The 21,192-nt window shown below is 72.4% G+C and carries 18 protein-coding genes; 10 read left to right on the top strand and 8 right to left on the bottom strand.

Annotated elements, in window-relative coordinates:
- The first annotated feature begins 89 nt into the window (after positions 1-89).
- Entirely contained in the window at positions 90-1,349 is a 1,260-nt protein-coding gene (locus tag O7546_RS08690; RefSeq protein ID WP_194800962.1) for an Nramp family divalent metal transporter, read from the top strand.
- A gap of 56 nt (positions 1,350-1,405) precedes the next feature.
- On the opposite strand, the gene O7546_RS08685 is transcribed toward O7546_RS08690, so the two are convergent.
- The 4 genes from O7546_RS08685 to O7546_RS08670 all read right to left on the bottom strand — a co-directional run bounded on the left by O7546_RS08685 (position 1,406) and on the right by O7546_RS08670 (position 5,440).
- Complete coding sequence (locus O7546_RS08685; RefSeq protein WP_135239286.1) at positions 1,406-2,350, bottom strand: iron-siderophore ABC transporter substrate-binding protein; 945 nt, start codon at positions 2,348-2,350, stop codon at positions 1,406-1,408.
- Between the two features lie 32 nt (positions 2,351-2,382).
- Positions 2,383-3,255 (bottom strand): ABC transporter ATP-binding protein, encoded by an 873-nt coding sequence (locus O7546_RS08680; protein WP_194800961.1) that lies wholly within the window; start codon positions 3,253-3,255, stop codon positions 2,383-2,385.
- Entirely contained in the window at positions 3,252-4,262 is a 1,011-nt protein-coding gene (locus O7546_RS08675) for an iron ABC transporter permease (RefSeq protein ID WP_281600714.1), read from the bottom strand. Before O7546_RS08675 ends, O7546_RS08680 begins: the two co-directional genes overlap by 4 nt.
- Positions 4,263-4,393: 131 nt before the next feature.
- Entirely contained in the window at positions 4,394-5,440 is a 1,047-nt protein-coding gene (locus O7546_RS08670) for an iron ABC transporter permease (RefSeq protein ID WP_194800960.1), read from the bottom strand.
- A 105-nt stretch (positions 5,441-5,545) separates the two neighbouring features.
- Between O7546_RS08670 and O7546_RS08665 the strand changes: the two genes are divergently transcribed.
- Both O7546_RS08665 and O7546_RS08660 read left to right on the top strand, forming a co-directional pair.
- Entirely contained in the window at positions 5,546-6,478 is a 933-nt protein-coding gene (locus O7546_RS08665; protein ID WP_194800959.1) for a MerR family transcriptional regulator, read from the top strand.
- A 4-nt stretch (positions 6,479-6,482) separates the two neighbouring features.
- Positions 6,483-6,842 (top strand): YciI family protein, encoded by a 360-nt coding sequence (locus O7546_RS08660; RefSeq protein ID WP_194800958.1) that lies wholly within the window; start codon positions 6,483-6,485, stop codon positions 6,840-6,842.
- A 26-nt stretch (positions 6,843-6,868) separates the two neighbouring features.
- Here the strand turns inward: O7546_RS08660 and O7546_RS08655 are convergent, their stop codons facing one another.
- Together O7546_RS08655 and O7546_RS08650 are read right to left on the bottom strand one after the other, a co-directional pair.
- On the bottom strand, positions 6,869-7,336 hold the full coding sequence (locus O7546_RS08655; RefSeq protein WP_228532080.1) for a cytidine deaminase: 468 nt from the start codon (positions 7,334-7,336) through the stop codon (positions 6,869-6,871).
- Positions 7,337-7,402: 66 nt separating this feature from the next.
- Positions 7,403-7,960 (bottom strand): CGNR zinc finger domain-containing protein, encoded by a 558-nt coding sequence (locus O7546_RS08650; protein ID WP_281600713.1) that lies wholly within the window; start codon positions 7,958-7,960, stop codon positions 7,403-7,405.
- 60 nt (positions 7,961-8,020) lie between these two features.
- Here O7546_RS08650 and O7546_RS08645 point away from each other — a divergent pair, with 60 nt between their 5' ends.
- The 3 genes from O7546_RS08645 to O7546_RS08635 all read left to right on the top strand — a co-directional run bounded on the left by O7546_RS08645 (position 8,021) and on the right by O7546_RS08635 (position 14,802).
- Positions 8,021-9,310 (top strand): MFS transporter, encoded by a 1,290-nt coding sequence (locus O7546_RS08645; RefSeq protein WP_194800955.1) that lies wholly within the window; start codon positions 8,021-8,023, stop codon positions 9,308-9,310.
- 44 nt (positions 9,311-9,354) lie between these two features.
- The gene (hrpA, locus tag O7546_RS08640) at positions 9,355-13,350 is read left to right on the top strand and encodes an ATP-dependent RNA helicase HrpA (protein ID WP_281600712.1); all 3,996 of its coding nucleotides are present in this window, start codon (positions 9,355-9,357) and stop codon (positions 13,348-13,350) included.
- 372 nt (positions 13,351-13,722) lie between these two features.
- Positions 13,723-14,802, top strand: a complete 1,080-nt coding sequence (locus O7546_RS08635) for an IS110 family transposase (protein WP_194802082.1) — start codon at positions 13,723-13,725, stop codon at positions 14,800-14,802.
- A gap of 39 nt (positions 14,803-14,841) precedes the next feature.
- Here the strand turns inward: O7546_RS08635 and O7546_RS08630 are convergent, their stop codons facing one another.
- Complete coding sequence (locus O7546_RS08630; protein WP_194800953.1) at positions 14,842-15,771, bottom strand: LysR family transcriptional regulator; 930 nt, start codon at positions 15,769-15,771, stop codon at positions 14,842-14,844.
- Between the two features lie 134 nt (positions 15,772-15,905).
- Between O7546_RS08630 and O7546_RS08625 the strand changes: the two genes are divergently transcribed.
- The 4 genes from O7546_RS08625 (at position 15,906) to O7546_RS08610 (ending at position 20,066) form a co-directional block, all read left to right on the top strand.
- Entirely contained in the window at positions 15,906-16,538 is a 633-nt protein-coding gene (locus tag O7546_RS08625) for a succinate dehydrogenase cytochrome b subunit (protein ID WP_228532146.1), read from the top strand.
- A 1-nt stretch (position 16,539) separates the two neighbouring features.
- Complete coding sequence (locus O7546_RS08620) at positions 16,540-18,474, top strand: fumarate reductase/succinate dehydrogenase flavoprotein subunit (RefSeq protein ID WP_194800951.1); 1,935 nt, start codon at positions 16,540-16,542, stop codon at positions 18,472-18,474.
- A complete protein-coding gene (locus O7546_RS08615) occupies positions 18,471-19,223 on the top strand; it encodes a succinate dehydrogenase/fumarate reductase iron-sulfur subunit (RefSeq protein ID WP_013285329.1) in 753 nt (250 codons plus the stop codon). Before O7546_RS08620 ends, O7546_RS08615 begins: the two co-directional genes overlap by 4 nt.
- A 135-nt stretch (positions 19,224-19,358) precedes the next feature.
- Positions 19,359-20,066: a TetR/AcrR family transcriptional regulator gene (locus tag O7546_RS08610; RefSeq protein WP_281600711.1), complete on the top strand. Its 708-nt coding sequence runs from the start codon at positions 19,359-19,361 to the stop codon at positions 20,064-20,066.
- Here O7546_RS08610 and O7546_RS08605 read toward each other — a convergent pair.
- On the bottom strand, positions 20,052-21,185 hold the full coding sequence (locus tag O7546_RS08605; protein ID WP_281600710.1) for an acyl-CoA dehydrogenase family protein: 1,134 nt from the start codon (positions 21,183-21,185) through the stop codon (positions 20,052-20,054). The genes O7546_RS08610 and O7546_RS08605 overlap by 15 nt on opposite strands.
- Positions 21,186-21,192 lie beyond the last annotated feature (7 nt).

Below are 21,192 nucleotides of genomic sequence, written 5' to 3'. Positions count from 1 at the left end.
CATATGCGGGCATCCGTCGGGAACACCCCCGCGTGGCCGCCCTCCCGGCACCCCCGCCGTTCGTCGTCAGTCGTCGTCGAGGAGCACCAGTGGTAACGAACGACTCGCCTGTCGTACCCCCGCTACGGACCGCCCGCGCCCCGCGCCCGGTACGCGGCCGGCTCATCCTGCTCGGGCCCGCGTTCGTGGCGGCGGTCGCCTACGTCGACCCCGGCAACTTCGCCACCAACTCCACCGCCGGCGCCCGGTACGGGTACCTGCTGGTCTGGGTGGTGGTGGCGGCGAACCTCGCAGCCATGCTGGTGCAGACGCTGACCGCGAAGCTCGGCCTGGCCACCGGGCGCAGCCTGCCCGAACTGTGCCGGGAGCACCTGCCCCGGCCGCTCAACCGGGTCATGTGGGCGCAGGCCGAGCTGGTCGCCATGGCCACCGACCTGGCCGAGGTGATCGGCGGGGCGGTCGCGCTGTACCTGCTGTTCGGCGTCCCGCTGCTGCCCGGCGGCCTGATCATCGGTGCCGCCTCGTTCGCCATCCTGGCGCTGCGCGCCAGGGGTTTCCGGTCGTTCGAGATCGCCATCGCGGTGCTGCTCGGCGTGATCGTGCTGGCGTTCGCGGTCAACCTGGTCAGTGCACAACCGGACGTGTCCGACGCCGCGGCCGGGCTGCTGCCCCGGATGCAGGGCACCGACAGCATGCTGCTCGCCGCCGGCATCCTGGGCGCGACGGTGATGCCGCACGTCATCTACGTGCACTCGGCGCTGACCCCGAACCGCCTGCCCGCCGAGGGCGAGACGCAGCGGCGGGTGATCGCCAAGGGCCTGCGGATCGACGTGCTGATCGCGCTGGGCATCGCCGGCGCGGTCAACCTGGCCATGCTGCTCGTGGCCGCGAGCAGCTTCCACGGCACCTCGATCCCCGGCACCGACACCCTGGAAGGCGTGCACGCCGGGCTCGCCACCACGCTCGGCACGGCCGCCGCGGTCGGGTTCGCGGTCGCCCTGCTCCTGTCCGGCCTCGCCTCCACGAGCGTCGGCACGTACGCCGGCGAGATCATCATGCAGGGCTTCCTGCGCCGCCGGATCCCGCTGCTGGTACGCCGGATGATCACGCTGCTGCCCGCGCTGGCGGTGCTCGCGATCGGCGTCGACCCGACCCGCGCGCTGGTGCTGTCCCAGGTGGTGCTGAGCTTCGGCATCCCGTTCGCGCTGATCCCGGTGGTGATGTTCACGCGCCGCCGGGACCTGATGGGCAGCCTGGTCAACCGCCGGGCCACCACCGCCGCGGCGGTGGCGATCACCGCGTTCGTGGTGGCGCTCAACGCGTTCCTGCTCTGGCAGTTGACGGCCTGAGACACACCCGCGCCCGTCCGGCCTGGTGCGGCTGGACGGGCGCGGGTGATCGGGGCTCAGGCGGCCAGGTACTTCTCCAGGTCGTCCAGGATCTTGTTGGCGGCGCCCACGCCGATGCCGGTCATCCAGATCTCGTCGGAGACCACGTGCGCCTTGCCGGCCTTGACCGCGGACAGGCCCTTCCACAACGTGCCGCCGGTGACCTTCGCCTGCTCGGCGGCGGCCTTCTCGCCGTACGCGGTCACGAACACCACGTCGCCGTCGGCCTCGGCGATGCGCTCCGGGCTGACCCGGTCCATCCGCTTGTCCTCCTTGCCGGCGAGCATCTGCCGCTCGGGGCGGCCCAGGCCGGTGTCGCCGACGACGATGCCGGAGAACGAGTCCGGCCCGTACAGGCGGATCTCGGTCGGCATGAAGCGCACGATGGAGACCTTGCGGGACGAGGCGTCGCCGAGCTTCGCGCCGAAGTCCTTCGCCCGCTTCTCGTACTCGGCCAGCAGGTCCTTCGCCTGCTGCTCCTTGCCCAGCGCCGCGCCGTCGAGGAGGAAGTTCTCCTTCCAGGTGATGCCCACCTTCTCGGTGAACACGGTCGGGGCGATCTTGGACAGCTCGTCGTAGAACTTCTCCTGGCGGAACTTGCTGCCCAGGATCAGGTCCGGGTTGAGCGCGTTGATCGCCTCCAGGTCCGGCTCGGTGAGCACGCCGACCTCGGTGATGCCGGCGAGCTTGTCCGCGCCGAAGTAGGTGGGCCAGCTCTTCGCCTCACCGGCGGTCGCCGCGCCGACCGGGGTGACGCCCAGCGACAGCGCGGTGTCGATCTTGTCGGTGTCGAGCACGACCACGCGCTTGGGCTCGGCGGGCACCTTCGTGGTGCCCATGGCGTGGGTGATCTCCCGGGTCTCCCCGGTGCCGGTGCCGGCGACGGGGTCGCTCTCCCCGCATGCGGTGAGACCGACGCCGAGAGCGAGGGCGGCGGTGAGTGCGACGGCGAGACGACGCATCAGGTTCCTTTCGGTGGTGCGGGTCGGCGCGCTCAGGCGTCGCCGACGGGGGCGCCGGACGGAGCCGGCGTGACGGCCGGAACGGCCGAGGTCTGGGTGTGGAGGGCCCGGGTGGGGGCGCCCTGGCTGAGGGCCGGCACCACGAGCGGGGCGCCGCTGACCGGGCAGGGCACGACCACGCAGTCCAGCCCGAACACGTCGCGGACCAGGTCCGCGGTGAGGATCTCGCGCGGCTCGCCGGCGGCCACCACCGCGCCGTCGCGCATGGCGATCAGGTGGCCGGCGTACCGGGCGGCCTGGTTGAGGTCGTGCAGCACGGCCACCACTGTGCGGCCCCGCTCGGCGCGCAGCCGGTGCAGCAGGTCCAGCACCTCCACCTGGTGGGCCAGGTCGAGGAACGTGGTCGGTTCGTCCAGCAGCAGCGCGTCGGTGTCCTGGGCCAGCGTCATGGCGATCCACACCCGCTGGCGCTGCCCGCCGGAGAGCGTGTCCACCGGGCGGTCGGCGAGCGCGCTGACGTCGGCAAGCCGCATGGCCTCCTCGACCGCCCGTCCGTCCTCGGCCGACCACTGCCGCCACCAGCGCTGGTAGGGCTGCCGGCCGCGCCCGACCAGGTCGGCCACGGTGATCCCCTCGGGCACCAGCGGGCTCTGCGGCAGGACGCCGAGCCGCCGGGCCACGTCCCGGGTCGGCAGGTCCCGGATCGCCGCGCCGTCCAGCAGCACCGCGCCGCGCCGGGGCGTGAGCAACCGGGCCATCGTGCGCAGCAGCGTCGACTTGCCACAGGCGTTCGGGCCGACGATCACGGTGAACGTGTCGGCCGGCAGGTCGAGGTCGAGTCCGTCCAGCACGGTCCGGCCCTCGTAGCCGACGACCAGGTCGCGGGTGGACAGCAGCGCGGTCACGACCGCCTCCCTCGGGTGCGCAGCAGCACGAAGATCAGGTACGGCCCGCCGATCGCCGCGGTGAGCACGCCGGCCGGCAGTTGGGTCGGCGCCAGCAGCCGGCGGGCGCCGAGGTCGGCGAGGACCAGCAGCAACGCGCCCAGCAGCGCGGCGCACAGCAGCGGCGGACGCTCGGCGCGGACCAGCCGCCGGGCCACCTGCGGGGCCACCAGCGCCACGAAGTCGACGGCGCCGACCTGGGCGGTGACCATCGCGGCGGCCAGCACACCGGTGCCGGCCAGCCCCATGCGCCGGGCCACCGGCCGCAGGCCGATCCCCCGCGCGGTGTCGTCGTCGAGCGCGCTGCTGCGCAGCGCCCACCCGGCCCAGAGCAGCACCGGCAGCAGCACGGCGAGCGTGCCGGCGATCCACGCCGCCTCGCTCCATCCCTTGCCGGCGAGCGTGCCGATCAGCCAGATCTGCGCGCGCAGCCCGTCGATCGGGTCGGCGGTGAGCATCACCACCTCGATCAGCGCCCGGAACGCGAACGCCACCGCCACACCGGCGAGCACGAACCGCTGGGCGGCCAGGCCGTGCCGGGCGCCGAGCGCGAACACCGCCACCGCCGCGGCCAGGCCGCCGAGCAGCGCCGCCGGCGCCACCAGCACCGCCGCCGCGCCGCTGGTCAGCGCGATCGTCGCGGCCAGCCCGGCGCCCTGGGTGACGCCGATGACGTCGGGGCTGGCCAGCGGGTTGCGGGCCACGCTCTGGATCAGCGTGCCGGCCACGCCGAAGGCCGCCCCGGCCACCGCCGCGAGGACCGCGCGAGGCAGTCGCAGGTCGCGCACCACGAGGTCGTACGGGGTGCCCGCGCCGGAGAGCGACCGCACCACGTCGACGGGGGCGACGTACGGCGTACCCAGCGACAGGCTGACCACCACCGCGACGCACAGCAGCACGAACAGCACCACCGCCACGACGACCGGCCGCCACCGGAACGGCACCACGACGGCTCCGACTCGCAGCACTCCACGCCCCCGCGGCCGTCGCACCCCTCGCCGTTGATCTTGCACTTCGGGCCCCTCGGGTGCCCGGAATGCCCCTTCCGCCCGGGCAGCAAGTGCAAGATCGCGGGAGCCGGGGGTGGGGGTGGGGGTGGTCATGTCGTCACCGTCTTGGCTCGGTGGACCAGGAAGGCCAGGAGGGGCGCGCCGAGCAGGGCCGTGATGATACCGGCGGGGATCTCGCCGGGTGGGGCGACGAGGCGGCCGGCCACGTCGGCGGTGAGCAGCAGGGCGGGGCCGAGCAGCGCGGCGACCAGCAGCGTCCACCGCTGGTCCGCGCCGACGAGCGCCCGGGCCAGGTGCGGCACCGCCAGCCCGACGAAGGCGATCGGCCCGGCGGCGGCCACCGCCGCACCGGTGAGCAGCACGCCACCCGCCCCGGCGGCGAGCCGCACCAGCGCGACCCGGTGCCCGAGTCCCCGGGCCACGTCGTCGCCGAGGGCGAGCGCGTCCAGTCCGCGGGCGGCGAGCGCGGCCAGCACCACCCCGGCCACCACGAACGGCAGCACCTGCCCGGCCACGCCGACGCCCCGGCCGGTCAGTCCGCCGACCACCCAGAAGCGGTACTCCTCGAACGTGCGGGCGTCGATGCTGAGCAGCGCGTACACGATGGCGCCGAGACCCGCGTCGAGGGCCGCGCCGACGAGCGCGAGGGTGACCGGGCTGGCGCCCTCGCGGGTGCGGTTGGCGATGGCGAACACGAGCAGTCCGGCGAGCAGCGCGCCGGCGATGCCGAACCAGACGTACCCGGCGAGCGTGCCCACCCCGAACACCGCGATGGCCAGCACCACGCCGAACGACGCCCCGGCGCTGATGCCGAGGATGCGCGGCTCGGCCAGCGGGTTGCGGGTGACCGCCTGGAACAGCACCCCGGCCAGCGCCAGCGCCAGGCCGACGACGAGCCCGAGGGCGGTACGCGGCATCCGCAGTTCCCGGACCACAGTGGTGGCGTCGCCGCCGTCCGGCGACACCAGCGCGTGCCACACCTGGTCGACGGGGAGGTGCCGGCTGCCGAGCGCCAGGCTGGCCAGCAGCGCGAGCAGGAGCAGGAGCGCCGCCGCCACGGTGACCGCGACGCGGCGGACGGTGCCGCGGCGGACGGGAGCCCCGGCCCGCGCGGGCCGGACGGCGACGGTGGTCACGAGGGATCTTGCCTTCCGGTTAGGTACGCCTTACCTTAGCTGACCTGCTAAGGCGTACCTGAACGGGTTGCGCCTCCACCAGGGGGAGGCGCAAAGGTGGATGCCATGGACGGTGCGGAGCGCTACTCGATCGGTGACCTTGCCCGGCGGACCGGGCTGCCGGTGAAGACCATCCGGTTCTGGTCCGACCGCGGCATCGTGCCGCCCACCGACCGGGGACCGGCCGGTCAGCGCCGCTACAACGCGGCCGCGGTGGCCCGGCTCGACCTGGTACGGACATTGCGCGAGTTGGGTGTGGACCTGCCCACTGTGCGCCGGGTGGTGACCCGGGAGGTCACCCTGGCCGAGGTCGCCTCGGCGCACGCGGACGCGCTGACCGCGCAGATCCGGCTGCTGCGGACGCGCCGCGCGGTGCTCACGGTGATCGCCCGGCGCGGGGCCACCCCGTCCGAGGCCGACCTGCTGCACCGGCTGGCCGGCCTGGTCGCGCGGGAGCGACGGCGGCTGGCCGACGAGTTCCTCGACGCGGCGTTCGGCGGCCTGACCGATCCGGGGTTCGCGGGCATCCGCCGGTCGCTGACGCCGGAGCTGCCGGACGATCCGGACGACGCCCAGATCGAGGCGTGGGTGGAGCTGGCCGAGCTGGCTCTGGACCCGGGATTCCGGGCCGGGCTGCGCCGGCTGGCCGAGCAGCACGCGGCGGACCGGGCCGGCGTCGAAGGCGTGCGCCGGGACGTGGTCGCCGTGGTCCGGGAGGAGGTGGCTCCGGCGCTCGCCGACGGCGTCGAGCCCGCCTCGCCCGACGCGGATCCGATCCTGGCCCGGGCGGCGGCCCGGTACGCGCGGCTCTGCGGCCGGCCGGACGACGCCGGCCTGCGCCGGCGGATGCTGGACCGGTTGCGGACCGCGCGCGACCCTCGCCGCGAGCGGTACCTGGAGCTGCTCTCGCTGGTCAACGGCTGGCCACCGGCCGAGAGCCTGGCGCCGGTGCTGGACTGGTCGATCCGGGCACTACAGGCCCGGCAGCACCTAGCCTGAGGTCATGCGATTCGACAGGCACACGGTGGTGCTCCTGGTCCGGCCGGACGACGCGCCGGACCTGCCGCAGGACGCCCTCGACCGGATCCAGGACGCCCACCTGGCGCACCAGGCCGGGTTGGTGGAGCAGGGCGCGGTGCTCGCGGCGGGACCGTTCCTGGACGGCGACGACGGGCGCGTCCGCGGTTTCGTGGTGCTGTCGGTGGACCCGCAGATGGCCCGTGAGCTGTACGCCAACGACCCGGCCGTCCGCGCGGGCCGGCTCGTCGCGCAGATCAGCAGCTGGATGGTGCCGGAGGGGCAGGTCCGCTTCGAGCAGGTGCCGGTCCCCCGCTCGATGCTGGAGGCCGCGGCCGGCGACTGAGTGTCGGGGCTCGGCCGGGGCGCGGGTCAGTCCTCGGCGGCCTGCCGGACTCCCGGCACCACCGGGGTCGGCCACAGCGGGGCCCGCGGTCCGGCCGGCACCTCGACCTGCTGGTCCGACCAGACGTACGTCTCGGGCAGCAGGTCGGCGATCGGGACCGCGCGCAGCCCGTCGGGCGGGCCGACGATCACCTTGATCGACGGGAAGTAGTCGAGCAGCACCTGACGGCAGCGCCCGCACGGCGGCAGGACGCCCCGGCCCCGGTCCCCCACCGCCACGATGGCCTCCAGCTCACCGGCGCCCTGGGTCGCGGCGGCGCCGAGGGCCACCACCTCGGCGCACGGGCCGCCGGTGAAGTGGTAGACGTTCACCCCGCTGAACACCCGGCCGTCGGTGCTGCGTACGGCGGCGGCGACGGTGTGGTTGTCGCTGCGGCAGCGCAGCTTCGCGACGGCGGTGGCGGCCTGCACGAGCGCCCGGTCGGTGTCCCGCATGATCATCCCCGCCTCTCGTCGGACCCCGTCGGCGGCAACTCTAGTCGCGGCGGCCGGCGATCCCTGTCAGCCAGGCCGTTTGCGTTCCCGGTAGGCGCGCATCTTGGCCCGGGCGCCGCAGATGTCCATCGTGCACCAGCGGCTCCGCCCGCCGGGGCTGTGGTCGTAGTAGACCCACCGGCAGCCGTGCGCCGCGCACGCCTTCAGGCGCTGCCAGGTGCCGGCGGCGACCGCGTCGAGTACGGCCCGCCCGATCTCGGCCACGAGCGCGTCCGCGCCGGCCAGTCCCGGGGCGGGCGCCGGCCGCGCGCCCCCTGCCTCGTCGAACGCCACGGTCAGCGGGGCCCGGTCGAACAACCGGGCCAGCGTCTGCCGGGTCGGCGGCGACAGGTCGGCGCCGGTGTGCGCCTGGCAGGCGTCGCGCAGCCCTTCACGCAGGGCGCGTGCGGTCACCGCGTCGTCGTCCGCACAGGTGATCGCGATGCCCCGGGCGGCGCAGAACGCGGCCAGGTCCTCGGCGGTGCGCAGGGTGTCCCGCCCGGCCTCGATGTCCCAGGTGTTGGCCAGGTCCTGGATCAGGGTGAGCGGCGCGGGGGCCGGAGCGCGGTCACCGGGCTGTCGCATGCGGCGAGCTTACCGGCATGGCATCCTCATCCGGTAACCGTTACTGGATGGAGGCTAGTGATGGTAACCAGGTCCTCTCTTCTCGCCCGCAACCGCGACTTCCGCTGGTACTGGTCCGGCCACACCATCTCCGTGCTGGGCGCCCAGGTCACCGTCGTCGCCCTGCCGCTCGTCGCCTCGGTGACGCTGGACGCCGGAGCGGCCGGCGTCGCCGCCGTGGCCACCGCCGGCCACCTGCCCAACCTGCTGCTTCCCCTGCTGGTCGGGCATTGGCTGGACCGGCGCCGCCGACGGCGGCTCATGGTCGCGGCCGACCTGGTCCGGGCGTCGGCGCTGGCCGTCGTGCCTGCCGCGTTCATCGCCGGGGCACTCTCGCTGCCGATGCTCGTGACGGTGGCGTTGGTCGTCGGGGCGGCCGGGGTGGTGTTCGACATCGGCGGGTTCGCCTACCTGCCGACCCTGGTCGACGAGACGGACCTGCCCTCAGCCAATCGGGCCGTCCAGGGCTCCAGCACGGCGGCGCAGGTCGCCGGTCCCGGCCTGGCCGGAGGGCTGGCCCAGATCGCCGGCCCGGCGCCGGCCCTCGCACTCGACGCGGCGAGCTATCTGGCCAGCGCGGTGGGTGTGGGCCGGGCCCGCCGACCGGAACCGGTTCCGCCCCGCGGTACGCGACGCGCCGGAATCCTCGACGGCCTGCGAGTGGTCGCCGTCAACCCCTGGCTCCGGGCCCTGACCGCACACGCCACCCTCTACAACGGCGCGGCGCAGATCCTCACCGTGAACCTGGTGATCTGGGTGGTCACCGATCGAGGTCTGAGCGCCGGGTGGTTCGGGCTCGCCCTGAGCGCGGCCGGCGTCGGCGCGTTCCTGGGGACCCTCGGCTCGCTGGCGGCGGCCCGCCGCCTCGGCTACGGCCGGACGTTCGTCAGCGCCCTGGCGCTGTCCACCGGCACCCCACTGCTGATCGCCACGCTCTCCGGGTCCACCGCGACCCTGGCGTTCGGTCTCGCGGCGGTGCAGTTCGTCAGCGGCGTCGGCCTCGGCGTGGCCAACGTCCTCTCGGTGACGCTTCGGCAGACCGTCATCCCGCGCGACGAACTGGCCCGCAGCAACGGTGGCTACCGCTTCCTGATCTACGGCGTCCTCCCGCTGGGCGCAGCGGGAGGCGGCTTCCTGGGGCAAGCGCTCGGCAGCCGGGCGGCGGTAGCAGCCGGCGCCGCCGGCCTCGCGCTGTCCACGGTGCCGATGCTCACCCGCCGGATCCGTACGCTGCGCCGCCCCGAGGATGCGCGTCCGGTCCCCGGCGCCCCACCCGCGCCCGTGGCGGCCGATGCCGGCGGCGCCCGGTAACCCGGGGGCGGTCCGCCGCGCGGCTGCCTATCCTTGGCGACGTCATGCAGAATCCAGCCGTACCCGCCGCCCCTGAGACCGCCCGCGACCTGCACCGCCGCCTCGCCCCCCTGATGTTCCGCGACCAGCGCCGGCTTCAGCGGCGGCTCGACGGCGTGCGCAAGCTGCGCGACCCGCAGCGGCGGGAGACGGCGCTGGCCGAGATCGCGGCCGAGGTGACCCGGGCCGAGGCGCGCCTGGAGTCGCGCCGCGCGGCCGTCCCGGCGATCACCTATCCGCCGCAGTTGCCGGTCAGTGAGCGCAAGGACGACATCGCCGCCGCGATCCGCGACCACCAGGTGGTGATCGTGGCCGGCGAGACCGGCTCCGGGAAGACCACCCAGCTCCCGAAGATCTGCCTGGAGCTGGGGCGCGGCGTCACCGGCCTGATCGGGCACACCCAGCCCCGCCGGCTGGCGGCCCGCACCGTCGCCGACCGGATCGCCGACGAACTCGGCACCGAGCTGGGTGACGTGGTCGGCTACAAGGTGCGCTTCACCGACCAGGTGGGCGACAACAGCCTGGTCAAGCTGATGACCGACGGCATCCTGCTGGCCGAGTTGCAGACCGACCGGATGCTGCGGCAGTACGACACGCTGATCATCGACGAGGCGCACGAGCGCAGCCTCAACATCGACTTCATCCTCGGGTACCTCAGGCAGCTCCTGCCCCGCCGGCCCGACCTCAAGGTCGTCATCACCTCGGCGACCATCGAGACCGACCGGTTCGCGAAGCACTTCGCCGACGCCGACGGCAACCCGGCGCCGGTGGTCGAGGTGTCCGGGCGCACGTACCCGGTGGAGGTCCGCTACCGGCCGCTGGTCGAGGTCGCCGAGGCCGAGGAGGAGGACGAGGCCGACGAGGAGAACGTCCGGGACCAGATCCAGGCCATCGGCGACGCGGTCGAGGAACTGGCCGCCGAGGGGCCCGGCGACATCCTGGTGTTCCTCAGCGGGGAACGGGAGATCCGGGACACCGCCGACGCGCTGGGCAAGCTGGTGCAGTCCAAGCGATCGCTGCTCGGCACCGAGATCCTGCCGCTGTACGCCCGGCTCTCCACCGCCGAGCAGCACCGGGTCTTCGCCGCGCACTCCAACCGCCGGGTGGTGCTGGCCACGAACGTCGCGGAGACCTCGCTGACGGTGCCCGGCATCAAGTACGTGGTGGACCCGGGCACGGCCCGGATCTCCCGCTACTCCAGCCGGCTGAAGGTGCAGCGGCTGCCGATCGAGCCGGTCTCGCAGGCCAGCGCCAACCAGCGCAAGGGCCGCTGCGGGCGTACCTCCGACGGCATCTGCATCCGCCTCTACGACGAGCAGGACTTCGACTCCCGGCCCGAGTTCACCGACCCGGAGATCCTGCGGACCAACCTGGCCTCGGTCATCCTCCAGATGACAGCGATCGGGCTCGGCGACGTCGCGGCGTTCCCGTTCATCGATCCGCCGGACCGGCGCAACGTCACCGACGGCGTGAACCTGCTGCACGAGCTGGGCGCGCTCGACCCGGCCGAGACCGACCCGGCGAAGCGGCTCACCGCGCTGGGCCGGCGGCTGGCCCAGCTCCCGGTCGACCCCCGGCTGGCCCGGATGGTCCTCGAGGGCGAGCGCAACGGCTGCGCCACCGAGGTCGTGGTGATCGCCGCCGCGCTGTCCATCCAGGATCCGCGTGAACGCCCGGCCGACAAGCAGGCCCAGGCCGACCAGGCGCACGCCCGGTTCGCCGACAAGGAGTCCGACTTCGTCGCGTACCTGAACCTGTGGCGCTACCTGCGGGAGAAGCAGCGGGAACTGTCCTCCAGCGCGTTCCGCCGGATGTGCAAGGCCGAATACCTCAACTACCTTCGGGTACGCGAATGGCAGGACATCGTCAGCCAGTTGCGGCAGGTCCTGCGTACCTCGGACAAGGGTGAGGGCCGGCGCGGCGCCGGCGCCGACCTGCCCGAGGAGATCGACACCCCGAAGGTGCACCAGTCGCTGCTGCCCGGCCTGCTGTCGCACCTCGGCCTCAAGGACGCGCAGAAGCACGAATATCTGGGCGCGCGGGGCGCGAAGTTCGGGATCTTCCCCGGGTCGGCGCTGTTCAAGAAGCCGCCGCGCTGGGTGATGGCCGCCGAGTTGGTGGAGACGTCCCGGCTGTGGGGCCGGGTGGCCGGGCGGGTCGAGCCGGAGTGGGTCGAGCCGCTGGCCCAGCACCTGGTCAAGCGCAGCTACAGCGAGCCGCACTGGGAGAAGAAGCAGGCCGCGGTGATGGCCTACGAGAAGGTCACGCTGTACGGCATCCCGCTCGTCACCTCGCGGAAGGTGAACTTCGGGCGGATCGACCCAGTGCTGAGCCGGGAGCTGTTCATCAGGCACGCCCTGGTGGAGGGCGACTGGCAGACCCACCACCAGTTCTGGCGGGACAACCAGAAGCTGCTGACCGAGATCGAGGAGCTGGAGAACCGGGCCCGGCGCCGCGACATCCTGGTCGACGACGAGACCATCTTCGCCTTCTACGACCAGCGGATCCCCGCCGACGTGGTCTCCGGCCGGCACTTCGACTCGTGGTGGAAGAAGACCCGCCGGGAGCGGCCCGACCTGCTCACGTTCACCCGCGAACTGCTCGTCAACAACGGCCGGGGCGGGGTGGACGAGGAGGACTACCCGGACGAGTGGCGGGCCGACGGCGTGACGCTGCCGCTGACGTACACGTTCGACCCGACCGCGCCCACCGACGGCGTGACTGTGGACATCCCGCTGCCGCTGCTAAACCAGGTGCCGGCGGAGAGCTTCGACTGGCAGGTGCCGGGGCTGCGCGAGGAGCTGGTGATCGCGCTGATCCGGTCGCTGCCCAAGCCGGTACGGCGGAACTTCGTGCCGGTGCCCGACTACGCCCGCGCCGCGCTCGCCGCGATCACGCCGGGCGAGGAGCCGCTGCTCGCCGCGCTGACCCGGCAGTTGCGCCGGATGACCGGGGTGACCGTCCCGGCGGACGCGTGGGACCTGGGCCGGCTGCCGCCGCACCTGCGGGTCACGTTCCGGGTGCTCGGCGACGACGACAAACCGGTCGCCGAGGGCAAGGACCTGCCGGCGCTGCAACGCGAGCTGCGCCAGGAGGTACGCCAGGTCGTGGCCGCCGCCGCGCCCGACGTGGCCCGTACCGGGCTGACGGAGTGGTCGATCGGCACCCTGCCGCGCACCATCGAGCAGGTACGCGCCGGCTTCGCGGTGACCGCGTACCCGGCACTGGTGGACGAGGGCGCGACGGTCGGGGTGAAGGTGTTCGACTCCGCCGCCGAGCAGGAGGCGGCGCACTGGGCGGGCAGCCGGCGGCTGCTGCGGCTGACGATGCCGTCCCCGGCGAAATTCCTCCAGGGGCGGCTGAGCAACGAGGCGAAGCTGGCGCTGTCCCGCAATCCGCACGGCAGCGTGCCGGAGCTGATCGAGGACGCGGCCGGGGCGGCGATCGACAAGCTGATCGGCGACGCGGGCGGCCCCGCCTGGGACGCCGAGGGCTTCGCCGCGCTGCGCGACCGGGTCCGCGCCGACCTGGTGGACACGGTCGTCGAGGTGATGGAGCGGGTACGCCGGGTGCTCGCGTCCGCGTACGCGGTGGAGCAGCGGCTCGGCGCCACCCGCAACCTGGCCGTGGTGGCCGCGCTGGCCGACATCCGCAACCAGCTCACCGGCCTGGTGCACAGGGGCTTCGTCACCGAGACGGGGTACGCGCGGCTGCCCGACGTGCTGCGCTACCTGACCGCGATCGAGCGGCGGCTGGACCGGTTGCCGGGCAACCCGCAGCGCGACAAACAGCAGCAGGACCGCGTCGCCGTGGTGCAGAAGGAGTACCAGGACATGCTGGCCGCGCTGCCCCCGCCGAGGCGCGCGACCCCGGCGGCCCGCCAGATCCGCTGGATGATCGAGGAGCTGCGGGTGAACGTCTTCGCCCAGGCCCTCGGCACCCCCTACCCCGTCTCGGAGCAACGCATCTACCGAGCCATGGACGACGCCGAGTCCCGCTGACCCTGGCCCACTGCTCGTTGATCTTGCACTTCGTGCCCCCGCGCCGGGGCTTTCGCACCTTTCGCCGGGGCGGAAAGTGCAAGACGCTTCTATGTGTGTGGTGATCGGTTCGGCTGGTTGCCGTTAGGGTTCGGCGTTGGTGATCACTCGGGTGACTCTCCGTTGATCCGGCTGCCCGTGGTGTGGGTGTGCCTTGTGCAAGACCTGTCCCCGGGTGATCGTCGGCGCCGGCCCGGCCCACCCTGCTGGCCTGATCAGAAGCCTGCCCGTGCGAGCACACGTGGCCCATCACAGATCTGCCGCCGAGGTGACTGCTTCCCGAGCCGACGCCGACTGTCCCGGTCGTCGCTGGCAAAGGAGCAACAATCCGAGATGACAAGGATCGTAGAGCGAGTCGCGGATCGCTACGACGTGGTGGTAGGGGTCGACACCCACACCGACACGCACACCGCCGCCGTGGTCGACCGTCTCGGCGCCGTGTTGGCGCAGGTCACCGTGCCCACCGACCCGGACGGGTTGGCCCGGTTGCTGACCTTCGCCGTCGCGCACACCCCACCGCAGGGGCGCCGGTTGTGGGCGGTGGAAGGCACCCGATCGCACGGGCAAGGGCTGTGCCGGGTGCTGGACGCTGCCGGTGAAGCGGTCTGCGAGGCACCCAAACCCCCCGCCGCGTCCCGTCGTCGGGGCGGCAAGTCCGACCACCTGGATGCGGTCGCCGCCGCCCATACGGTGCTTGCCCTGCCCGCTGAGCGCATCGCCGTGCCCCGAAGCGACGGACCACGCGAGGCACTGCGTCTGCTGCTGATCTGCCGCCGACACCACACCGATGCCCGCACCGCAGCAGTCAACCTGGTCAAAGCGTTGATCCTGACCGCCGACGACACCCTGCGCGAGGCGCTACGCGGACTATCCACCACCACCCAGATCGCCCGCCTGGCCGCCCTCGACCTACCCGAGCACACCGACCTGCCCTGCGAGGAACACACCCGCCGCCGCGAACTGACCACCCTCGCCCGGCACATCCAGACCCTCGACGCCACCCTCGCCGACAACCACCAACGCCTACGCACCCTCGTCACCGAACTGTGCCCACCCCTGCTCGACCAACCCGGCATCGGACCCGTCACCGCCGCGATCGCCCTCACCGCCTGGTCCCACCCCGGCCGCGTCCGATCAGAAGCCGCCTACGCCACCCTCGCCGGCACCGCCCCCATCCCCGTGGCCAGCGGCCGCACCAACCGACACCGCCTCAACCGCGGCGGCGACAGAACCCTCAACAGCGCCCTACACACCATCGCCCTCACCCGCCGCCGCATCCACCCCGAAACCCGCGACTACATCACCCGCCGCCGCACCGAAGGCCGCACCACCAAAGAAATCACCCGCTGCCTCAAGCGCTACATCGCCCGACAGATCTACCGCACCATCACCAACCACCACCGCACCACTTGACAACCCCACTCACAGATCAACGGGGCGGGGGCACAGGGGCTACAAGGGCTCTACGCCTGGGGGGAGTTCGGCGGTGGCGGTGGCGTCGTGGACGTACTCCAGGAGGATGCGGCGCAGCTCGCGCCCGGCGTGGGTGGGCACCACGTCGCGGCGGCGGGCCACCGCGATGGTCCGGCGGACGCCGGGCGGCACGAGCCGGGTGACCCGGATGCCGGGTCGGCGGGCTACCACGATGCCGGGCACCAGCGCGACGCCGAGCCCGGCCTCGACGAAGCTGAGCACGGCGTCCATCTCCCCGCCGTCGACGGACAGGGTCGGCTCGAACCCGGCCGTCCGGCACGCCTGGAGCGTGGCGTCGCGCAGGTCGTAGCCCTCGCGGAACATGACGAGCGGCTGGTCGCGCAGGTCGGTGATGCGCAGCTCCCCGGCTTCCGAGGCACCGGGTAGCGGGTCCACCGAGGCGACCACCAGGCTCTCCCGCAGGATCGGGTCGGCGCGCAGGCCCGGGTCGGTGCCGGCCGACGGCATGATGATCAGGGCGAGGTCGAGGTCGCCGCGGAGCAGGTCGCGGACGAGGTCCTGCGAGCCGCCCTCCTCCACGCGCAGGTCGATCGTGGGGTGCGCGTCGCGGAACCGGCGCAGCACCGGCGGGGCGAGCGAGGTGGCGAGGCTGGGTGTGGCGCCGAGCCGGACCCGGCCCCGGCGCAGTCCCACCAGCTCCTGCACCTCGCGGGTGGCGGTCTCCACGTCGGCGAGGATCCGCTTGGCCAGCGGCAGCAGCACCTCACCTGCCGCGGTCAGTGTGATGTTGCCCCTTACCCGTTCGAACAGCGGGGCCCCCAGGTCGGTCTCCAGCGCGTGAATTTGCTTACTCAACGAGGGCTGGGTTATGCCGACAAGATCAGCCGCCTGGGTGAAATGTCGTACTTCGGCGACCGCCACGAAGTACCGAAGCTGATGGAGCTGCATCTACATAGCCTACGGCTATCAACGCTGCGATTTCGATGCATTGGACGCCTGATCGAAGTGCTCCTAGCGTCGACCGCGTGGTAATCACGAAAACTCGGTCGCCCATCCGCTCGAACGTCGGCCTCAAGGCCGTCATGGCGGTGACGGGCATCATCCTCGTGCTGTTCCTGATCGCGCACATGCTCGGCAACCTGAAGATCTTCACGGGCGAGACGTCGTTCGACCACTACGCGCACTGGCTGCGGGACATCGGCACGCCGCTGCTGCCGACGACGTGGTTCCTGTGGATCCAGCGCACCGTGCTCACCGTCGCCGTCCTCGGGCACATCGGCGCGGCCACCGTGCTCGCGATGCGCTCCCGGGCCGCCCGCCCGGTCCGGTACGCGCACCGTCGCAAGATCCACGTGAACTACGCGGCCCGCACGATGCGCTGGGGTGGTGTGATCATCCTGCTCTTCGTGATCTACCACATCCTCGACCTGACCACGGGTCACCTGAACCCGCAGGGCGACCCGTCGAACCCGTACGGCAACGTCGTCGCGGACTTCGCGCCGGAGCGCTGGTACGTCACGCTCTTCTACACCCTCGCGCTGGTGACCCTCGGCTTCCACCTGCGCCACGGCGCCTTCAGCGCGTTCCGCAGTCTCGGCCAGCAAACGCCGAAGGGCGAGCGGCGGGCCCGGATCGCCGCGCTCGTCTTCGCCGTCGCGCTCGTCGGCGGCTACCTGCTGGTTCCGTTCGCCGTGATCACCGGATTGGTGTCCTGACATGGATCTCTACACCGAGGGCGACCCGATCGCCGACACCCGGGCCCCGGACGGCCCGATCGAGACGCGGTGGGAGCGCCACCGCTTCGAGATGAAGCTGGTCAACCCGGCCAACCGCCGCAAGATGACGGTGATCGTGGTCGGCACCGGCCTGGCCGGCGGCTCCGCCGCCGCCACGCTCGCCGAGCAGGGCTACCAGGTGCGGTCCTACTGCTACCAGGACAGCCCGCGTCGGGCCCACTCGATCGCCGCGCAGGGCGGCATCAACGCCGCCAAGAACTACCGCAACGACGGCGACTCGGTGCACCGCCTCTTCTACGACACGGTCAAGGGCGGCGACTTCCGCTCCCGCGAGTCGAACGTGCACCGGCTGGCCGAAGTGTCGGTGAACATCATCGACCAGTGCGTGGCGCAGGGCGTGCCGTTCGCCCGCGAGTACGGCGGCCTGCTCGACACCCGCTCCTTCGGCGGCGCCCAGGTGCAGCGCACCTTCTACGCCCGGGGCCAGACGGGCCAGCAACTGCTGCTCGGCGCGTACCAGGCGCTGGAGCGGCAGATCGGCCTGGGCAACGTGGAGATGAACGCCCGCCACGAGATGCTCGAACTGGTGATCGTCGACGGCCGGGCGCGCGGCATCGTGGTCCGCGACATGGTCACCGGTGAGATCAGCACCGAGATGGCCGACGCGGTCGTGCTCGCCTCCGGCGGCTACGGCAACGTCTTCTACCTCTCCACGAACGCCAAGGGCTGCAACGTCACCGCCTCGTGGCGGGCGCACCGCAAGGGCGCGTACTTCGCGAACCCCTGCTACACGCAGATCCACCCGACCTGCATCCCGGTCTCCGGCGACCACCAGTCGAAGCTGACCCTGATGAGCGAGTCGCTGCGTAACGACGGCCGGGTGTGGGTGCCGAAGGCCAAGGGCGACCAGCGCAGCCCGCGGGACATCCCCGAGGACGAGCGGGACTACTACCTGGAGCGGATCTACCCGTCCTTCGGCAACCTGGTCCCCCGCGACATCGCGTCCCGCGCCGCGAAGAACGTGTGCGACGAGGGACGCGGCGTCGGCCCGACCGGCCTCGGCGTCTACCTGGACTTCGCCGACGCGATCAACCGGCTGGGCCGCAAGGCCATCGAGGCCAAGTACGGCAACCTCTTCGAGATGTACGAGCGGATCACCGGCGAGGACCCGTACGAGGTGCCGATGCGGATCTACCCCGCCGTGCACTACACGATGGGCGGCCTCTGGGTCGACTACGACCTCCAGTCGAGCATCCCCGGTCTGTTCGTGATCGGTGAGGCCAACTTCTCCGACCACGGCGCGAACCGGCTCGGCGCCTCGGCGCTGATGCAGGGCCTGGCCGACGGCTACTTCGTGCTGCCGAACACGCTCGCCAACTACCTGGCCTCCAGCTCGCTGGACAAGGTCGACGCCAGTCACCCCGAGGCGGTCGCGGCGCGGACCGAGGTCGAGGACCGGATCAAGCGGCTGCTGGCGATCAACGGCGACCGCACGGTGGACTCGTTCCACCGCGAGCTGGGCCAGATCATGTGGGAGCACTGCGGCATGGAGCGCTCCGAGGCCGGGCTGCGCAAGGCGATCGACGAGATCCGCGCGCTGCGCGAGCAGTTCTGGCAGCGGGTGCGCGTGCCGGGTGACGGCGAGGGCCTCAACCAGTCGCTGGAGAAGGCCGGCCGGGTGGCCGACTTCTTCGAGCTGGCCGAGCTGATGTGCATCGACGCCCTGCACCGCGAGGAGTCCTGCGGCGGCCACTTCCGGGCCGAGCACCAGACGCCCGACGGCGAGGCGCAGCGCGACGACGACCGGTTCGCCTACGTGGCGGCCTGGGAGTTCACCGGCACCGGTGAACCCGTGCTGCACAAGGAAGACCTGACCTTCGAATACGTCCACCCCACGCAGCGGAGCTACAAGTGAACCTGACCCTGCGCATCTGGCGCCAGACCGGCCCCGAGGACAAGGGTCGGATGGTGACCTACCCGGTGCAGGACGTGTCCCCGGACATGTCCTTCCTGGAGATGCTCGACGTACTCAACGAGCGGCTCATCCTCGACGGCGAGGAGCCGGTGGCGTTCGACCACGACTGCCGCGAGGGCATCTGCGGCATGTGCAGCCTCATGATCAACGGTGAGGCGCACGGCCCGCAGCGCGGCACCACCGCATGCCAGCTGCACATGCGGCAGTTCTCCGACGGCGACACGATCGACATCGAGCCGTGGCGGGCCCGGGCCTTCCCGGTCGTCAAGGACCTGGTGGTCAACCGCAACGCGTTCGACCAGATCATCGCCGCCGGCGGCTACGTCACCGCGCCGACCGGCAGCGCCCCGGAGGCGCACTCGGTGCCGGTACCGAAGGCCGACGCGGACGCCGCGTTCGAGTCGGCCGCCTGCATCGGCTGCGGCGCCTGCGTGGCGGCCTGCCCGAACGGCTCCGGCATGCTGTTCACCGCCGCGAAGATCACCCAGCTCTCGCTGCTGCCGCAGGGCCAGCCGGAGCGCTACACCCGGGTGATCGGCATGGTGGACGCGCACGACGAGGCCGGCTTCGGCGGCTGCACCAACATCGGCGAGTGCGCGGCGGCCTGCCCGAAGGGCATCCCGCTGAACACCATCGGCCGCCTCAACCGGGACTACCTCAAGGCGACCGCCAAGCGCTCCGGTTCCTGACCGGACACCGCACCACAGACGCGACCGCCGCGTCCTGCATCCGGGACGCGGCGGTCGCGCTTGTCCAGGGGTACGCCCCGGCGATTGGTACGGTGAAGCGCCAACCGCGTCACCGTCTCTCCCGGGAGGGCATTCATGGCCCGGACCGCTCCCGTGCAGGCGTCCTCCCCCGAGGCGGTTCACGACGAACCGGCCGACCGGCCCGAGTCGCTGCTGGAACGCGCCTTCACCGAGGCGTTGCACAGTGCCGACGACAGCGACGAGGTGGCCACCCGGATCCTCGACGCCGCCTACGACCAGTTCTGCCGGATGGGCATCCGCCGCTCCACGATGGAGGACGTGGCCAAGCGGGCGGGAGTCTCCCGGATCACCGCGTACCGCCGGTTCGCCACCAAGGACCGGCTGGTCGAGCAGGTGGTCCGCCGCGAGTTCCGGCGCTACTTCGACCGGTTCCTGGTCGACATCCAGCAGGCGGCCACGGTCGGCGACCGGGTGGTGCTGGGCTTCGTCAGCGCGCTGGACGCGATCCGCCGCAACCCGCTGATCGGCGGGCTCATGAGCGTCGAACCGGACGTGCTCATCCCCTCGATGATCAGCGACGGCGGGCGGACGCTGGCGACCGTGCAGCGGTTCGTCGCCGGGCAGTTGCGCCGCGAGCAGCGCGCCGGCACCATCGCCGCCACAGTGGACGTGGAGGTGGCCGCCGAGCTGATGACCCGCCTGTCCTGTTCCTTCCTGCTCACCCCGAGCCACGTCGTCGACCTCGACGACGCCGACGCGCTGCGGGAGATGGCCCGGCAGTTCCTCGTACCCATGCTGGAGCCCGGCTCACAGACCGAGTGACCGGCCGATCACCTCCTTCATGATCTCGGTGGTGCCGCCGTAGATGGTCTGGACGCGGGCGTCCAGGTAGGCGCGGGCCACCGGGTACTCGCGCATGTAGCCGTAGCCGCCGTGCAGCTGGAGGCACCGGTCCACGACGCGCTGCTGCAACTCGGTGCACCACCACTTCGCCATCGCCGCCGTCTCCGCGGTGAGGTCCGGCGCGACCAGGCACTGGTCCACGAAGACCCGGCCCAGGCGCAGCTCGGTGGCGAGTTCGGCGAGCACGAACCGGTTGTGCTGGAAACTGCCGATGGGACGGCCGAACGCCTGGCGCTGCTTGCAGTAGTCGAGCGTCTGCGCGAACACCGTCTCGGCGCCGGCGAGCGCCGCGACGGCTATCGACAGCCGCTCCAGCGGCAGGTTGCGCATCAGGTAGGCGAAGCCCTCGCCCTCCGTGCCGAGCAGGTTGGCCGCCGGTACACGGACGTCGGAGAAGAACAGCTCGGCGGTGTCCTGCGCCTTCTGCCCGAGCTTGTCGAGGTTGCGGCCGCGCTCGAACCCCGGCATGCCGCGCTCGACCACGAGCAGGCTGATCCCCCGCCGCCCGGCGCCGGGATCGGTACGGGCGACCACGACGACCAGGTCGGCCAGGATGCCGTTGCTGATGAACGTCTTCTGCCCGTTGAGGACCCAGTCGTCGCCGTCGCGTACCGCTGTGGTGGTGATGCCCTGAAGGTCGCTGCCCGCGCCGGGCTCGGACATGGCGATGGCTGTGACGATCTCACCGGAGCAGAAGCCCGGCAGCCAGCGCTGCTTCTGCTCCTCGGTGGTCAGGTCGGTCAGGTACGGGCCGATGATGTCGTTGTGCAGGCCGAACGCGGGTCCGCTCGCACCGGCCCGGGCGAGTTCCTCGGTCAGGACGGCGTGGAAGCGCCGGTCGGTGACCCCGGCGCCGCCGTACCGTTCGTCGACGAAGAAGCCGAGCAGCCCGGCGGCGCCGGCGGCCCGCCACACGCCGCGATCGACGATGCCGTCGGCCTCCCAGCGCTCGTGGTGCGGGGTGATCTCCTTGTCGATGAAGGCGCGCACCAGCTCGGCGAACGCCAGGTGGTCGGCGGTGAAGATCGCGCGGTCCATGTGTGTC

This window comes from Micromonospora sp. WMMA1976, from assembly GCF_027497335.1.
Taxonomy (GTDB): Bacteria; Actinomycetota; Actinomycetes; order Mycobacteriales; family Micromonosporaceae; genus Micromonospora; species Micromonospora aurantiaca.
This window is presented reverse-complemented; position numbering and strand designations above follow the sequence as displayed.

Bases quoted from the DNA above. Each gene is read 5' to 3' on its own strand.
- O7546_RS08650 (WP_281600713.1), bottom strand. From the start codon at position 7,960: ATGCGACAGCCCGGTGACCGCGCTCCGGCCCCCGCGCCGCTCACCCTG.
- hrpA (WP_281600712.1), top strand. From the start codon at position 9,355: ATGCAGAATCCAGCCGTACCCGCCGCCCCTGAGACCGCCCGCGACCTG.
- O7546_RS08630 (WP_194800953.1), bottom strand. From the start codon at position 15,771: ATGCAGCTCCATCAGCTTCGGTACTTCGTGGCGGTCGCCGAAGTACGA.
- O7546_RS08605 (WP_281600710.1), bottom strand. From the start codon at position 21,185: ATGGACCGCGCGATCTTCACCGCCGACCACCTGGCGTTCGCCGAGCTG.
- O7546_RS08645 (WP_194800955.1), top strand. From the start codon at position 8,021: ATGGTAACCAGGTCCTCTCTTCTCGCCCGCAACCGCGACTTCCGCTGG.
- O7546_RS08655 (WP_228532080.1), bottom strand. From the start codon at position 7,336: ATGCGGGACACCGACCGGGCGCTCGTGCAGGCCGCCACCGCCGTCGCG.
- O7546_RS08660 (WP_194800958.1), top strand. From the start codon at position 6,483: ATGCGATTCGACAGGCACACGGTGGTGCTCCTGGTCCGGCCGGACGAC.
- O7546_RS08665 (WP_194800959.1), top strand. From the start codon at position 5,546: ATGGACGGTGCGGAGCGCTACTCGATCGGTGACCTTGCCCGGCGGACC.
- O7546_RS08620 (WP_194800951.1), top strand. From the start codon at position 16,540: ATGGATCTCTACACCGAGGGCGACCCGATCGCCGACACCCGGGCCCCG.
- O7546_RS08685 (WP_135239286.1), bottom strand. From the start codon at position 2,350: ATGCGTCGTCTCGCCGTCGCACTCACCGCCGCCCTCGCTCTCGGCGTC.
- O7546_RS08635 (WP_194802082.1), top strand. From the start codon at position 13,723: ATGACAAGGATCGTAGAGCGAGTCGCGGATCGCTACGACGTGGTGGTA.
- O7546_RS08625 (WP_228532146.1), top strand. From the start codon at position 15,906: ATGGCGGTGACGGGCATCATCCTCGTGCTGTTCCTGATCGCGCACATG.
- O7546_RS08610 (WP_281600711.1), top strand. From the start codon at position 19,359: ATGGCCCGGACCGCTCCCGTGCAGGCGTCCTCCCCCGAGGCGGTTCAC.